Origin of the sequence: Embleya australiensis (assembly GCF_051903075.1) — a bacterium.
Classification (GTDB): domain Bacteria; phylum Actinomycetota; class Actinomycetes; order Streptomycetales; family Streptomycetaceae; genus Embleya.
Genome location: NZ_CP182422.1, coordinates 3,736,028 through 3,750,710 on the forward strand (window position 1 = coordinate 3,736,028; position 14,683 = coordinate 3,750,710).

Here is a 14,683-nt window from a genome sequence, read left to right on the forward strand (position 1 = left end):
CGTCTCGGCGCCTCAGCGCCCCAGCGCCTGGAACCGCCGTACCGCGAGGGGGAGGAAGATCGCGGTGATCACCAGCGGCCAGACCATCGCCATCGGCAGCGCGTGCGTCTCGATCCAACCGCCGCCGTGCGGGGCCGGATCGCCGAACAGGTCCCGGATCGCATTCGCCGTGGACGAGACCGGATTCCACATCGCCACCGTGCCCAGCCACTGCGGCATCATCGACGGCGGGGTGAAGACGCTGGAGACGATGCCGAACGGCAGGGCGATCGCGAACAGGTTGCCCGCCGCCTCCGCGTTCGGCACCAGCAGTCCCAGGTACACCCCGACCCACGTCAGCGCGAAGCGCAGGAGCAGCAGCAGCGCGAACGCGGCCAGGATCTGCGGCACGCCGCCGTGCGGCCGCCACCCGACCACGAGCGCGATCGACGCCAGGACCGCGAGGTCGAGGCTCGCCCCGAGCACGTCGGCCACCCCGCGCCCGCTGACCACCGCCGAGGGGGCCATCGGCATGGAGCGATAGCGGTCCATCACCCCGAGCTGCCGGGTGAAGGCGACGATCGTCGCGGTGTTCATGAACCCCTGCGCCATGGTCATCGCGAACATCCCCGGCAGCGCGTAGTCCTTGTAGTCGACGTTCCCGCCCACGTTCATGGCGCTGCCGAAGACGTACACGAACAGCAGCACGGACACGATCGGAAAGCCCAACTGCCAGGCGAGCATGCTCGGTTGGCGGGCGATGTGGACGAGTTCGTTGCGGACCACGGTCAGGCAGTCCGCGATCGCCCAGTAGAGCCGACGCTCGGGGGCCTCGGCGGGTACGGTCGCGGCGCTCACCGGCGCGCCACCTCCTTCCCGGACGGCGCGGATGGATCGGACGGGTCGCCCGGACCGCCCGGCCCCGAGGGATCGGACCGCGCGGGCGCGGTCGGATCCGGGTCGCCCTCGTCTGCCCGGTGCCCGGTCAGGCGCAGGAAGACCTCGTCCAGGGTCGGTCGGCGTACGCCGATGTCCTCGATCGTGATGCCCTCCTCCTGGCATGCCCGCGCGACATGCGTCAGCGCCGCGACCCGGTCCCCCACCGGAGCGCTCACCCGCCGCTCCTCGGCGTCGACCAGCGGATCGCCGCCGGCCTCGGTGACCAGGGCCAGCACCCGCAGCGCGGGTTGCAGGTGCGCGGCCTCGCGGACCACGATCTCGATCCGGTCGCCGCCCAGTTCGCGCTTGAGCCGCTCCGGGGTGTCGTCGGCGATCTTGCGTCCCCGGTCCAACACCGCGATGCGGTCCGCGAGTTTGTCCGCCTCGTCCAGGTACTGCGTGGTCAGCAGCACGGCGGTACCGCCCGCGAGCAGCGAACGCACCGCCTCCCAGACCTCGTTGCGGGCGCGCGGGTCAAGGCCGGTGGTCGGTTCGTCGAGGAAGAGCACGGTCGGCGCGAGGATCATGCTCGCGGCCAGGTCGAGCCGTCGGCGCATGCCGCCGCTGTACTGCTTGACGCCCCGATCGGCGGCCTCGACCAGGTCGAACCGTTCGAGCAGTTCGTCCGCGCGGCGGGCGGCGCGGCGCTTGTCCAGGTGGAACAGGCGGCCGAACAGGATCAGGTTGCGCCGCCCGGTCACCGCCTCGTCCAACGCCGCGTTCTGGCCGACCAGGCCGATGTGCCGGCGCACCCGTCCGGGGTCCGCGGTCACGTCGTGCCCGGCGACCAGCGCGCGACCGCCGTCCGGGCGCAGCAGGGTGGACAGGATCCGGACCGCCGTGGTCTTGCCGGCGCCGTTGGGGCCGAGCAGCCCCTGGACGGTGCCCGGGGCCACGGTGAGATCGAAATCGTCGAGGGCGCGCTTGGCGCCGTACCGCTTCGTCAGGCCCTCGGCGAGGACCGCGTGACTCGTCGTTTCCATCAGCCTCCTTCAACCGAGTACACCGTACCCGACTCGCGTACACAGTACCCAGTTTTAAATCGGCCGATGTCATGCGAGCCCGTACGCCGATCCGGGCCGGTGCGGGCGGGGCTCCTACGATGGGAGGCACCATGACGAGCACCGACCACGCCGGCAGCGGCGACCTGGCCCGCAGTCTCGAACTGATGTGGGGCCTGGACCGGAAGCCGACCCGAGGCCCCAAGCCGGCGCTGACCCTGGAGCGGATCGTCGCGGCGGGCATCGCCGTCGCCGACGCCGAAGGACTGGACGCGCTGTCCATGCGGCGGGTCGCCGCCGAGGTCGGGGCGGGCACGATGTCGCTCTACCGCTATGTGCCCGGCAAGGCCGAACTGCTCAACCTGATGGTCGACAAGGTCAACAGCCCCGGCGAAGCCGAGTTCCCGCCCGGACTCGGCTGGCGCGGCGCGCTGGAGCAGGTCGCGCGCGGGATCTGGCAGATGTACAACCGGCATCCGTGGCTGCTCAACGTCGACCAGGCGCGGCCGGTGCTCGGCCCCAACTCGCTCCGGGCCCTGGAGCTCACCCTCGCCGCGATCGGCGACGCGGCGCTGAGCGACCGGGAGAAGATGACCGTCCTGAAGATCATCGACGGCGGCTTCGTCAGCGGCATGGCCCGCACCCACTTCAACGCCAAACACGCGGCGCAGCGCACCGGGGTGAGCGACGAACAGTTCTGGGCGGCCCAGGCCCCGATCCTGAACGCGGCCATGTCCAGCGGCGACTACCCGGAGTTGGCCGCGCTGTCCCAGGACAGCTTCGTCGCGGACGGCGAGGGGGAGTTCGAGTTCGGCCTGCGCCTGCTTCTGGACGGCCTGGAGGCGTTCGTCGAGCGCCGGACCTGACCCGGGAGGGTGGCCCCGGCCGGGAACGGTTGTAGCCCGGGCCCGCCGGCGTCATCATCGGTGCTCGGCCACGGGGGTCGGGGACGGCGGGGATCATGGACGAGAGACCGGCGCGGCTGCGAACCGCGCTCCGGGTGGCGGTCGGGTGCGGAATCGGGGCGGTCGTGCTGACGCTGGCGCCGATCGGGGTGGGGGGATCGGCGGCGTCGGCGGCCGACGGGCCCTCGGTGAGCGGGCCGACCGGGGAGGTGCGGCCGGGGGACACGGTGACGATCCGGGGTTCCGGCCTGACCGGCTGCCCCACGAACACGGTGGATGTGTACCTCGCGTCGGTGAACGGCGGCAGTTCCGGCGAGTACGACGACCTGCTCGCCGCGGGACTGCCGGTGGACGCGGCGCAGGGGCACTCGATCGCCTTTCGGCACGCCGTACCCACCCCGATCTACAGCTCGAACGGAGCGACGGGGCAGAACATCCAGGCGGTGAACCGGATCGTGGTGCGCTGCCCCGGCCGGGAAGACAACCTCGCGCAGACGCCGATCGAGATCAACGCGTTCCGCAAGCAGGAGACCGCGAGCCCGCCGGCCGATCTGCGCACCCGGCGCATCCTCGTGGAGCCCGCCACGGGGCTGCCGGGCACCGAGGTCACGCTGTGGACCAACCTGCGCTGTGGACAGGCGAACGCGGACGACGACGCCGAGGTGACGTGGGACGGGCACTTCCTCGCCAAGCTCAGCATCTCGAACCCGGCCGGCGAGTCGTATCGCTTCATCGTGCCCGAGGGCCCGACGCGCGGACCGCGGCCGATCACCGTGAGCTGCTTCGCCCAGGGCGCCGGGATGCCGGACAACGGCGTCACGCTGCGGACCGAATTCCAGGTTCCCGAACCGAAGTTGACCGTGACGCCCACGCAGGCGACGGCGGGTCGGCCGCTGCGGGTCGAGGGCAGCGGGTTCGTCGGGTGTGCCCGGCCGGTCGACGGCGGGGCCGGGGCACTGATCGTGCGGCACGGCCCGAACGAGTTCGGGCGGGTGTCGGTGGCGGCCGACGGGCGGTTCGCGGGCGAGGTCACCGTGCCGAGCGGACTGGCGGACGGCGAGGGCGCGTTGACGGTCGCCTGTGTGGGTGGGGCCGGGTACGACGGCGACGTGTCGGTGCGACTCGCGGTGGTGGCCGCGACGAAGGACGCGGAACCGGCGGGGGATCGTTCGGAGGCGGCGGTGAACCTGCCGAGCCCGGCCGATCTGTTCGACGAGCCCCGGCCGGTGCTCGTGGCGGGCGCGACCGCGCTGGCGGCGCTGCCGGTGCTGGGCTTCTCGGCGGAATTGTTCAACCGCACGTGGGCGGAGAACCGGCTGCGGATCCGGCGCCGACTGCGGCCGGGCGCGGCCCGACCACGATCGCAGCCCCGGGTGCCCGAGTTGCAGGTGCTGGCCTTCGTCGTGCTCTCGGCCGCCACGTGCGTGGCGGTGGAACCCGGCACGGGCTGGAACGCCGGGACCGGTGCGCTGGCCCTGGCGCTGGTGGCGGCGGTGCCGCTCGGGGTGCTGGTGTACGAGGGCCCGGCCGAGGCGTATCGGCGCCGGGTCTCGCGCATCCGGGCCCTGCCGCATCTGGTGCCGGGGGCGCTGGTCGTCGCCGTGCTCCTCGCGGCGGCGTCGCGACTGCTCGGCCTGGCCCCGGGCTATGTGTACGGCCTGTTCCTGGCCTTCACCTCGGCGGGACTGCGTCGACTGTCGCCGGCCGACGAGGGCCGCGCGATCGCCCTCGGCTCGTGGTCGCTGGCCGGGCTCGCGGTGGTCTCGTGGGTGTGGCGCATCCCGGTCACCCACGTCCTGAACAACTCCGACGGCGCGCCCTTCGGGTGGGTCGTCGCGGAGAACCTGCTCACCCAGTGCTTCGTGGCCTCGGTGGTCGGCCTGGTCTTCGGCCTGCTCCCGATGCGCTTCATGGACGGCCACGCGCTGTGGCGGTGGAACCGCTGGGCCTGGGCGGCGATCTACGTGGCCGCCCTGTTCCTGTTCACGCTGACCCTGCTCGACCCCACGGGCGTCGCCGGCGGCACCACCCGGACCATGTGGCTGCGCTCGATGTACCTCTTCGCCGGGGCGGCCGTACTGTCCGTGCTCTTCTGGGCGACCTTCCGCCTTCGGCCCGCCCGGCCGCCGGTGACACCCTGACCCGTCACGGACGCACTCCCCACAGGAGTCGGACGGCCGCGTAGTTCCCGACGACGATCGCGGCCTGGTTGTCCAGGGCGGTCGGCCGGCGTGTGGACCAGTATTCGCTGTGCCCCTCGGCGCCGTCGGTCGTGAAGCGGTTGGCGCCGAACCCCGCGTCGTCCGGGGTGATCCGCCGGGGTCTGCCGCCCCCGCCGGCCACGGCGGGGGCATGCGCTCCGGAGCCGAGGGCGACGACCATGTCGTCGTGTGCGGCCCCCACCCAGACGTGCCGCGGATCGAGGTCGAGATCCGCGGCACGGGTCACGTGCATCCCGGGACTGCCGACGACGATCACGTCCTTGGCGAACAGCCCTTCGTCGCGCCGTGCGGCCTGCCCGAGCACGACCGAGCCGTAGCTGTGGCCGATCACCGTCAGATGCCGGTTCGTCTCGATCCCCTGGGCCACCCCGACGCCCCGCAGGAACGTCGCGAGCGCCAGCGCGGCGGTGTCGGCGTACGACGTGGTCGTCGCGTGGACCAGGGTGTCCGGCGCGTCGTAGCCGACCCACGTGATCGCCGAGACCTCGCCGGGGTCGGTCAGCCGACCGGCCGCCTGCCACAGGCTGCGCATCCGGGCGACGTCCGAGCCGATGTGCGCCAAGCGCGCGCCGGTGCCGGGGACGTACACGGCGGTGTGGGCGGCCCGGTCCGGGTTGCCGATGGCCACGATCGCCCGACCGTCGTCCCGGGCGTCGAAGCCCATCAGGAACAGGTCGGCGGCGGAGCCGAGGACGGCCTCCAGGGACTCGATCGCGGCCAGGCGCCCCTTGAGCTCGGTGACCCGAAATCGCCGGCGTGCGTCGTCGACCCGGCCCGCCGCGTCCCGCTCGGCCCGGGCCGTCGCGAGTTCGGCGGTCACGGCGGCCTTCGCCTCGGCCAGCGCGACCCGGTTGGCCCGGTCCCGCACCTCCGTCGGCAGGCCGTCCGTCGCGCCGAGCAGCGCCGGGTACGCCGCCTGGTACCGCGCCCGGTCCGTCGCGCTCAGCCCCGCCCACCAGCGGGCCGCCGCAGCCGGATCGCCCTTCGGGATCGTGCCGGGACGCACCCCCGCCAAGGCCGTCACGGCCATCCGATCCGCGGCCGTATCCGCCCAGTCGGCCGCCGGGGTCGGATACAACCGGCCCAGCGCCCGCGCGCAGCGGTCGTCGATCTCGGCCGCCCGCCGAACGGGCTCGGCCAGGCGCCGCTCGACCGTCGCCACATCGGCCCCCCGGCCCGGGTCGGCTCGCAGGACCCGCCCGTCCTCGGACAGGCTGAACCCGGCGCTCGCCGCCTCCGCCAAACCGACCCGCACCTCACGCTGCGCGGCCCGCAGCTGCTCGGCGGCCGTGTCCAGGACGGTCAGCACACACCGCGCCTCCTGCGCCGCCACCGCGACCTGCTCGCCCCGCCCGGCCACCGCCCGCGCCGCCGCGTCGGCATCCGCGCCCGCCCAGTGCGAGGCGTGCAACGGTCCGCCCACACCGGTCGTCGCCCGCCCGGCCAACGCGTCCAACGCGGCGGCCAGTTCGGCCCACTCGGCCACCACCCGATCCAGCCCGCCCAAAGCCGCGTCCCGCAGGCCGGACACCGTCACCATCGGCGCCCACCCTCGGCGAACACACCCGCCGCCGCCCGATCGGCCCGATCATGCGCGTCGGCGTTGGCCACGAGAAGGTCACCCATTCCCGCATAACCATCGGCGAGCCCCCGCAGGTGCGCCACCCACGCGGCGGTCACCGCTTCGACCGCCGCCACGATCGCGAACCCCGGACACCCGGCCACCACCCCGCTCGGCCCACCGGCCGCCCGCCGCAAAGCCTCCGCCGCGTCACGGGCCACCCCGGCCCCCTGCCGCAACGCCCCGGTCTCGACCCGGATCCGCCCCGAACTTCCCTTGTCGCCCCCGCTGCCACCAGCCATGACCCCTCCCCGTGGTCGTCTGGTCACGCATCGAGACCAAACGATAACCGCAGGAAACTCTCATCCGGCCATCGGATCCCGCGAATCCCCGGAGAGCGAACAAACCCACCAACCAACGCGTGACCGAACCACACCCCGATCGTTCATACGTATGGGCGAACGCAATCAGCCGTTCGGGGGACACGGTGAATCCACCGAGCAAGAACGAAGGCGGCTGCGCGAGTGCATCGTGGCGACCGCGAAAAGTCGCCAAATCCGCAGGTCAGACGAATACCGTGTCAAATCCGTACGGAATTGATCAGGGCAAAACAGCACAGACCCAGAGCCGAGGGAGCCGGCATGAACCACGAGAACATCATCGAGGTTTTCACCTACGGACCGGAGAGCCAAGTACGCGTCGCCGTGATCGACGGCGACCCATGGTTCTGTGCCATCGACGTGTGTGCGGTGCTGAACCACACCAACTCGCGGATGGCGGTGGCAAACCTCGACCAGGACGAAAAGACCAGCCTCCGTGTTGAGAAACCCGCAGCTCAGAGGGGTTCCGTAAGCAATCCTTACGGAACCTCCGATCCCGGCGGCAACCCGAACATGACCTTCGTCAGCGAGTCCGGCCTCTACACCCTGATCCTGCGCAGCAACAAGCCCGAGGCCAAGCCCTTCCGCCGCTGGGTCACCCACGATGTCCTCCCCACCATCCGCCGCACCGGCCGCTACACGCCCGCCACCAGCGAAAACATGGACGCCCTGCTCTCCCGCGCCATCGGCTCGATCGCCGATCTCGCCGAGCGCACCGGCGATCTCACCAAGGCCGTCGAGATCAACACCATGGCCGTCGCCCGCCTCACCGCCGGCTTCGAGTCGGTCACCCCGTTGTCCACAGACACTCGTGACACGACCCCTCCCACCTCGGAAACCCACAGCGATCCCCAGGTTGTCCACAACGATTTCCACAGGGTTATCCACAGGCCCGTGGATTTCCCCACACCCGGCGATCGACGTCGCCTCACCCCCGACGCCGTGGCCGCCTGCCGGCGTCGGGCCCGGGACGGGGTGTCGGTCTACCGGCTCGCCCGCGAGTACGGCGTGAGCGACTCGACCATGCGCTCTGCGGTGCGCGGGCAGACCTACCGCTACGTGCCCGAGCCGCCTCTGTCCCCCTGACCCGAGGCCGCCCGCACCAGCCGCCCCCGCGCCGCCAACTCGATCGTCACGGCCACCGCGACCGCCTGGACCTGAAGCAGCGCGATCAATACGAACAGCTGCACCGCCCCCGCCTGCAACGGCGTCGCACCCCCGAGCAGCATCCCCACGAAGGCCCCCGGCAGGGTCACCAACCCCACCGTCCTGGTCTGGTCCAGGGCCGGGATCAGCGCCCCCGAAGCGGCCGGGCGACAGATCTCCATCGCCGCGTCCCGATCGGTGAAACCCAAGGTCAGAGCGGCTTCCACCTCGCCATGACGCTGTGTCAACTCCTCCAGCGCGCGGCGCCCCGCCAGCACCGTCGCGGTCATCGCGCCGCCGATCAGGATCCCCGCGATCGGGATCAGCACGATGCCCTTCGCCGGCACCAGTCCGCTCGCCCACAGCAGCACCAGGGTCGGCCCCGTCGCCGCCACGATCGGCACCGCCGGCCAGAACAACCGGCGCGTCGCGGTCACCCGCCCGGCCGCGGTCAGCGCCGCGACGGTGTACATCATCACCACGAACAGCGCCGCGAACCCGAGCCGGTCCACCACGTGTGTGATGACGAACGACACCGCCAGCAACTGCGCCGTCGCGCGCACCCCGGACAGCACCACCGCCCGCCCGTGGCCGAGCCGCGCCAGTGCGGCCACCGCCGTCGCGGCGGTCAGGAGCACCACGGCGACGACCCCCAGGGCCGGTGTCACCGGCAACAACGTCGAGGCGTTTTCCACAGGCCCAGCCTCACCCCCTCGGCGGTACCGCGCAGTGCGAGCGACCCCATCGCGTCCCCGCGTCCACACCACGGAACGCACGACGAGCACACCGGCCGGCTCAGTACAGTGACGACATGTCCGACGCCCCCACCCCCGCAGCCGCGCCCCGCTGGACCTACCTCGGCCCCTCGGGCACCTTTACCGAGGCCGCCCTGCGCATGCTGCCCGGTGCGGAGCACGCCGAGGCCATGCCGATGGAGTCGGTGCCGGTCGCCCTGGACGCGGTCCGCAGGGGCGACGCCGACGGCGCCGTGGTCGCGCTGGAGAACTCGGTCGAGGGCGCGGTGTCCATCACGCTGGACGAGTTGGCCACCGGCGCGCCGCTGGTGATCACCGCCGAGATCCTGCTGCCGATCGCCTTCGCGCTGCTGGTCCGTCCCGGCACGGCGCTGGACGACATCAAGACCATCTCCAGCCACTCGCACGCCCAGCCGCAGGTGCGCAACTGGCTCGCGGCCAACCTGCCCGACGCGCACTGGTTCTCGTCCGCGTCCAACGCCGACGCCGCGCGCCTGGTCCAGGACGGCCGCTACGACGCGGCCCTGGCCGGCGAGTTCGCGGCCGGCCCGTACGGTCTGGTGCCGCTGGTCACCGACATCCACGACGTCGAGGGCGCGGTCACCCGGTTCGTCCTGGTCGAGCGCCCGGACCGGCCCACCGTGCCCACCGGCGCGGACCGCACCACGGTCGTCGCCTACATCGTCGACGACCACCCCGGCGCGCTCCTGGAGATCCTCCAGGAGTTCGCGGTCCGCGGCGTCAACCTGACCCGGATCGAGTCGCGCCCCACCGGGGACGGCCTCGGCCACTACTTCTTCTCGATGGACGCCGAGGGGCACGTCGCCGACGCCCGGGTGGGCGAGGCCCTGATGGGGCTGCGCCGGGTGTGCGCGGCCGTGCGCTTCCTCGGCTCCTACCCGCGTGCCGACCGGGTCCGTCCGCAACTGCGCCGCGGCACCTCCGACGCCGAGTTCGCGAACGCCGCCGAATGGCTCGCGCGCGCTCGCGGCGGCGGCGAGATCTGACCCGACCACCCGCCGGAGCCGGCTCAGGGGACGCGCACCGTCAGCGCCCCGGGCCGGACCCGGACCGCCAGTCGGGTGCCGGGCCCGATCGGGTCGCCGTCCACCTCGCGCGGCTCGGGACGATCGGTCTCGATCAGCACCGTACGACCGGTGAAATGCTCGATCGGGCGCAGCCGTTGCTGCTTGACCGGCACCACGGCCGGTTCCTGGTCGCGCCGCCGGCCTATCACCCGGACCGTGGCGTGCGCCCAGCCGGTCATCCCGTACGGCGCGAACACCACGACGTCGAGCAGCCCGTCGTCCGGCGCGGCCCCGGGCAGCAGTTGCATGCCGGCCTGGAGCGCGCCGACGTTGCCCACCAGCACCATCCGGGCGCGCCGGCGGATCGGCTCGCCGTCGTCCACGGTCAGCGTCACCCGCATCCGCCGGTCGCGCAGGTGCCGGGCACCGGAGACCACGTAGGCGGGCCAGCCGACCTTCTTCTTGAGCGCGTCCGGCGCGTCCGCGACCATCGCCGCGTCCAGGCCGATGCCGGCCATCGCGGTGAAGCAGCGGGATTCGGCCTCGCCCGCCCCGGCGTCCCCGTCCGCGTCCGCGTTCGCCTCCACCATGCCCAGGTCGATCCGCCGATCGCGCCCGTGCAGGGCCACGTGCAGCGCGTCGGCGATGTCGATCGGCAGGCCGAGGTTGCGGGCGAGCAGGTTCCCGGTGCCGGCCGGGATGACCGCGAGCGGGGTGTCGGTACCGGCCAGCGCGCCCGCGCACTCGCGGATGGTGCCGTCGCCGCCGGCCGCGATCACCAGATCCACACCCTCGGCCAGCGCCTTCGCGGTCACCCCGGCCCCCGGATCGAGCACCGTGGTCTCCAGCCACAGCGGCTCGGCCCAGCCCGTGTCGTGCATGATCCGGTCGATCCGGGTGCGTGATTCGGCGATGTCGAGCTTGATCGGATTGACCACCACGGCCGCCCGCGGCCGCCCGCCGTCGGCCCCCGTCGGCGCCTCGCGCCGGGCGCGACGTCCCCAGTGCCCCCAGATCGACTTCGGCGACAGCAGCGCGCGGTTCATCACGACCAGCACGACGCCCGCGTAGAGCAGCGAGGACAGCACGTCGCTCGGGTGATGCATGCCCCGGTACATCCGGCTCCCGGCCACCGCCAGCGGAATCGCGCCGAGCAGCACCCAGACCGACACCACCGCCGCGCGCGGGCGCAGCCGGCTCGCCAGCAGCACGGCCAGCCCGCCGTAGAGCGCGAACGCGGCGCCGGTGTGCCCGGACGGGAAGCTCGACGTCGCGGCGGCCTGCTCCAGGCGCGGGACCCCCGGGCGATCGCGCGAGACGAAGAGTTGTACGAACCAGAACACCAGCGCCTGCCCGGCCACCGCCCCGGCCAGGAACAGCGGGCCGCGCCAGGAGCGGCCGACGATCCGGAGCACCACCATCGCGACGAGCGTGGTGGCGATGATCACACCGGTGTCGGCCAGCGTGGAGAACGCGTGGGTGACGTCGTTCCAGGTCCCCGAGCGGTGCTCGGCGAGGGTGCGCTCCAGGTCGTCCTCGGCGGTGAACGGCCACACGCCGTCGAGCGTCCTGGTGATGAGCAGACCGAGACCCACCATGACGAACGTCAATATGGCGAGGGGCAGGACGATACGGCGCAGGAACCGTCCTGCTTCGGTCAGCATGACCGACATTCTTACCCGGCCGCGGATCGTTCAGTTCCGCCCGTGCGGGGAGTCACGGTCGGTTCCGGGACGAATGTGCGCAATCTCCGGGTCCGGATCGTCTCCGTCGAGTTCCGGCTCCAAGCCTTCGTCGGTGGCGTCCACCGGGCGCAGTCCGGCGTCGCGGCGCCACCACTCGAACACCGCGGAGGTCACCGCGAGCACGATCAGGCCGAGCACCGCGCCGCCCACCACGTCCGTCACGTAGTGCACGCCGAGCGCGACCCGGGTGAACGCGACGCCCACCGCCGAGCCGATCGCGAGCACCCACGCGAACGGCCGGCACACCCGGGGGATCAGCGGCAGCAGCGCCAGCAGCAGCACGCCGGGGCCGACCACGCCGGTCAGCGCGTGCCCGGACGGGAAGGACCAGCCGGCGGAGTGGTGCACCGGATGCGGCAGGTCCGGCCGGGCCCGGGTGAAGACGAACTTGAGCAGCGCGCCGAGCAGCCCGGCGACGAGCATGCTCGTCGCGGCCCACACCACGAGCCGCCGCGCGCCGCGCCACCACAACCACCCGCACATGATCGCGACGAGCACCCGGTACACGTTGGGATCCCAGACCCAGTCGGTCAGGAACAGCAGCGTGTGCTGCCAGGCGGGGTGTGCGCGGACCCAGTCGTTGAGGTCGGTCGCGACGTCCCGGTCGAGGTCGAGCAGCGGCGACCACTTGGTCTCCACCAGGGCCGCGAGCACCCCGAACGGCAACGCGCCGACGAGCAGGGCGAGCGCGGCCAGGGTCATCCTGAGTCCGAATCGCCGGTCGGGGTCGAGGCGCCTGCCGACCCAGCCTGGGGAGGAGGTCATTGTTCATTCATAACCCGAATCCGGTCCCGTACGTTCACTTCCGCAGCCGAAGTCGCACACGGCACGCCCGGAATCGTCCGGGGCCCCGTGGTCGCGAAATCCGTTGGCGGGGCCCCGGTAGGCTTTGCCCGTGATCGACCTGCGACTGCTCCGTGAGGATCCCGACCGTGTCCGCGCTTCGCAGCGTGCCCGAGGCGAGGACGAGACCATCGTCGACGCGCTGCTCGCCGCGGACGAGCTCCGCCGCTCGTCCGGCTCCCGGTTCGACGCGCTGCGCAACGAGCAGAAGTCGATGGGCAAGCAGGTCTCCAAGGCCAAGGGCGACGAGCGGCAGGAACTGCTGACCCGGGCCCAGACGCTGGCCGCGGAGGTCAAGGCGGCCGACGCCGAGCAGGCCGAGGCCAAGGCGGAGACCGACCGGCTGCTCAAGTCGCTGGCCAACCTCATCGACCCCGACGCACCGGTCGGCGGCGAGGAGGACTTCGTCACGATCGAGGAGATCGGCGCCCGGCGCGACTTCGCGGTCGAGGGCTTCGAGCCGCGCGACCACGTCGAACTCGGGCGCATGCTCAAGGCGATCGACGTCGAGCGGGCCGCGAAGGTGTCCGGCTCGCGCTTCTACTACCTCACCGGCATCGGCGCGCTGCTCGAACTGGCGCTGGTCAACATGGCCGTCGCGCAGGCGACCGAGGCCGGTTTCACGCCGATGCTGACGCCGGCGCTGGTGCGTCCGGCGGCGATGGAGGGCACCGGGTTCCTCGGCCAGGCCGCGGAAAACGTGTTCCACCTGGAGGCCGACGACTACTACCTCGTGGGCACCGCCGAGGTACCGCTCGCGGCGTACCACATGGACGAGATCATCCCGGCCGCCGAACTGCCGCTGCGCTACGCCGGTTTCTCGCCGTGCTTCCGCCGCGAGGCCGGGACGTACGGCAAGGACACGCGCGGCATCATCCGCGTGCACCAGTTCGACAAGGTGGAGATGTTCTCCTTCGTCGCGCCGGAGGAGGCCGAGGCGGAGCACCGCTGCCTGCTCGCGTGGGAGAAGGAGTTCCTGAACCGGCTCGAACTCCCCTACCGGGTGATCGACGTCGCGTCGGGCGACCTCGGCGCCTCCGCCGCGCGCAAGTTCGACATCGAGGCGTGGATCCCGACCCAGGGCAAGTACCGCGAGGTCACGTCCACCTCGAACTGCACCGAGTTCCAGGCCCGCCGGCTCCAGGTGCGGATGCGCGACGAGCAGGGCACCCGTCCGCTCGCCACGCTCAACGGCACGCTGTGCGCGGTGCCCCGCACGATCGTGGCGATCCTGGAGAACCACCAGCGTGAGGACGGCTCGGTGGTCGTCCCCGAGGCGCTGCGGCCCTTCCTCGGCGGTCGTGAGGTCCTCGAACCGGTGCAGGCGTGACCTTCACCCTGATCGCGACCGACCTGGACGGCACGCTCCTGCGCGAGGACCACACGGTCTCCGCGCGCAATCGCGCGGCGCTCGTCCGGGTCGCCGAGGCCGGTGCGCGGCACGTGATAGTGACGGGCCGCGCGGTGGGGTGGACCCGTCCGGTGTTCGACGCGCTCGGCTACCGGGGGCTCGCCGTCTGCGGGCAGGGCGCGCAGGTCTACCACGCGGGCGAGGACCGGCTGTTGACCTCGGTCACCCTGGACCGGCAACTGGCCCGGCTGGCCGTGGAACGACTCACCGCCGAACTGGGCGGGGTACGGTTCGCGGTCAGCCGCGACGGTCTCGCCGGTCGGGTGGTGATCGAGGACGGCTACCGCTACGAATCCCTGCTGCCGGTGTACACCGTGGCGGACCGGGAGGAGCTGTGGTCCGAGCCGATCCTCAAGCTCTACCTGTACCACCCGGACTACGACGACGACCGGTTGACCGCGTGCGCCCGGAAGATCTGCGCCGGTCTGGTCGACGTCACGCACGCCGGCACCGGCATCGTCGAGGCGTTGCCGGTGGGCCTGAGCAAGGCGGTCGGCCTGTCCCTGGCGGCACGCCGGCTGGGAGCCAAGGCCGCGGACACCATCGCCTTCGGCGACATGCCCAACGACGTCACCATGTTCCGCTGGGCAGCCCACGGCGTAGCCATGGCCAACGCCCACGCCGACCTACTGGCCGTCGCGGACGAGGTAACCCTGTCCAACATGGAAGACGGCGTAGCGGTAGTCCTGGAACGCCTGTTCCCCACCCCCTGACCCAAACCCCAAGCCCAACGCCACGGCCCGCAGCCCGCACCCGAGCCCGAAGCCC

Annotated in this window: 13 protein-coding genes; 6 read left to right on the forward strand and 7 right to left on the reverse strand. The window is 72.3% G+C overall.

The window, feature by feature from the left end; all coding sequences use genetic code 11:
- Nucleotides 1-12 precede the first annotated feature (12 nt).
- Both ACMXN5_RS15960 and ACMXN5_RS15965 read right to left on the reverse strand, forming a co-directional pair.
- The gene (locus ACMXN5_RS15960) at nucleotides 13-837 is read right to left on the reverse strand and encodes an ABC transporter permease (protein ID WP_395795739.1); all 825 of its coding nucleotides are present in this window, start codon (nucleotides 835-837) and stop codon (nucleotides 13-15) included.
- Nucleotides 834-1,901, reverse strand: a complete 1,068-nt coding sequence (locus ACMXN5_RS15965) for an ATP-binding cassette domain-containing protein (protein WP_439675836.1) — start codon at nucleotides 1,899-1,901, stop codon at nucleotides 834-836. Before ACMXN5_RS15965 ends, ACMXN5_RS15960 begins: the two co-directional genes overlap by 4 nt.
- A 131-nt stretch (nucleotides 1,902-2,032) precedes the next feature.
- On the opposite strand from ACMXN5_RS15965, the gene ACMXN5_RS15970 reads away from it, so the two are divergent.
- Nucleotides 2,033-2,785 (forward strand): TetR/AcrR family transcriptional regulator, encoded by a 753-nt coding sequence (locus tag ACMXN5_RS15970; RefSeq protein WP_395795741.1) that lies wholly within the window; start codon nucleotides 2,033-2,035, stop codon nucleotides 2,783-2,785.
- 95 nt (nucleotides 2,786-2,880) lie between these two features.
- Nucleotides 2,881-4,965, forward strand: a complete 2,085-nt coding sequence (locus ACMXN5_RS15975; protein WP_439675837.1) for an FGLLP motif-containing membrane protein — start codon at nucleotides 2,881-2,883, stop codon at nucleotides 4,963-4,965.
- 4 nt (nucleotides 4,966-4,969) lie between these two features.
- Here ACMXN5_RS15975 and ACMXN5_RS15980 read toward each other — a convergent pair whose 3' ends face one another.
- Nucleotides 4,970-6,586: an alpha/beta hydrolase gene (locus tag ACMXN5_RS15980; RefSeq protein ID WP_439675838.1), complete on the reverse strand. Its 1,617-nt coding sequence runs from the start codon at nucleotides 6,584-6,586 to the stop codon at nucleotides 4,970-4,972.
- On the reverse strand, nucleotides 6,580-6,909 hold the full coding sequence (locus ACMXN5_RS15985) for a type VII secretion target (RefSeq protein WP_439675839.1): 330 nt from the start codon (nucleotides 6,907-6,909) through the stop codon (nucleotides 6,580-6,582). The genes ACMXN5_RS15980 and ACMXN5_RS15985 overlap by 7 nt, the downstream gene beginning before the upstream one ends.
- Nucleotides 6,910-7,248: 339 nt before the next feature.
- Between ACMXN5_RS15985 and ACMXN5_RS15990 the strand changes: the two genes are divergently transcribed.
- Nucleotides 7,249-8,073: a BRO-N domain-containing protein gene (locus tag ACMXN5_RS15990; protein WP_439675840.1), complete on the forward strand. Its 825-nt coding sequence runs from the start codon at nucleotides 7,249-7,251 to the stop codon at nucleotides 8,071-8,073.
- Here ACMXN5_RS15990 and ACMXN5_RS15995 read toward each other — a convergent pair.
- On the reverse strand, nucleotides 8,043-8,828 hold the full coding sequence (locus ACMXN5_RS15995) for an ABC transporter permease (RefSeq protein ID WP_439675841.1): 786 nt from the start codon (nucleotides 8,826-8,828) through the stop codon (nucleotides 8,043-8,045). The two genes, ACMXN5_RS15990 and ACMXN5_RS15995, sit on opposite strands and share 31 nt — an antisense overlap.
- A gap of 116 nt (nucleotides 8,829-8,944) precedes the next feature.
- Here ACMXN5_RS15995 and pheA point away from each other — a divergent pair, with 116 nt between their 5' ends.
- Entirely contained in the window at nucleotides 8,945-9,895 is a 951-nt protein-coding gene (gene pheA, locus ACMXN5_RS16000; protein WP_439675842.1) for a prephenate dehydratase, read from the forward strand.
- 23 nt (nucleotides 9,896-9,918) lie between these two features.
- Here pheA and ACMXN5_RS16005 read toward each other — a convergent pair whose 3' ends face one another.
- Both ACMXN5_RS16005 and ACMXN5_RS16010 read right to left on the reverse strand, forming a co-directional pair.
- Nucleotides 9,919-11,580, reverse strand: coding sequence for a diacylglycerol kinase family protein (locus ACMXN5_RS16005; protein ID WP_439675843.1), 1,662 nt, complete (start codon nucleotides 11,578-11,580; stop codon nucleotides 9,919-9,921).
- Between the two features lie 30 nt (nucleotides 11,581-11,610).
- On the reverse strand, nucleotides 11,611-12,426 hold the full coding sequence (locus tag ACMXN5_RS16010) for a phosphatase PAP2 family protein (RefSeq protein WP_395795748.1): 816 nt from the start codon (nucleotides 12,424-12,426) through the stop codon (nucleotides 11,611-11,613).
- 130 nt (nucleotides 12,427-12,556) lie between these two features.
- Between ACMXN5_RS16010 and serS the strand changes: the two genes are divergently transcribed.
- Both serS and ACMXN5_RS16020 read left to right on the forward strand, forming a co-directional pair.
- Entirely contained in the window at nucleotides 12,557-13,834 is a 1,278-nt protein-coding gene (gene serS / locus ACMXN5_RS16015; protein WP_439675844.1) for a serine--tRNA ligase, read from the forward strand.
- Nucleotides 13,831-14,628 (forward strand): HAD family hydrolase, encoded by a 798-nt coding sequence (locus tag ACMXN5_RS16020; RefSeq protein WP_439675845.1) that lies wholly within the window; start codon nucleotides 13,831-13,833, stop codon nucleotides 14,626-14,628. The genes serS and ACMXN5_RS16020 overlap by 4 nt, the downstream gene beginning before the upstream one ends.
- Nucleotides 14,629-14,683: the final 55 nt, after the last annotated feature.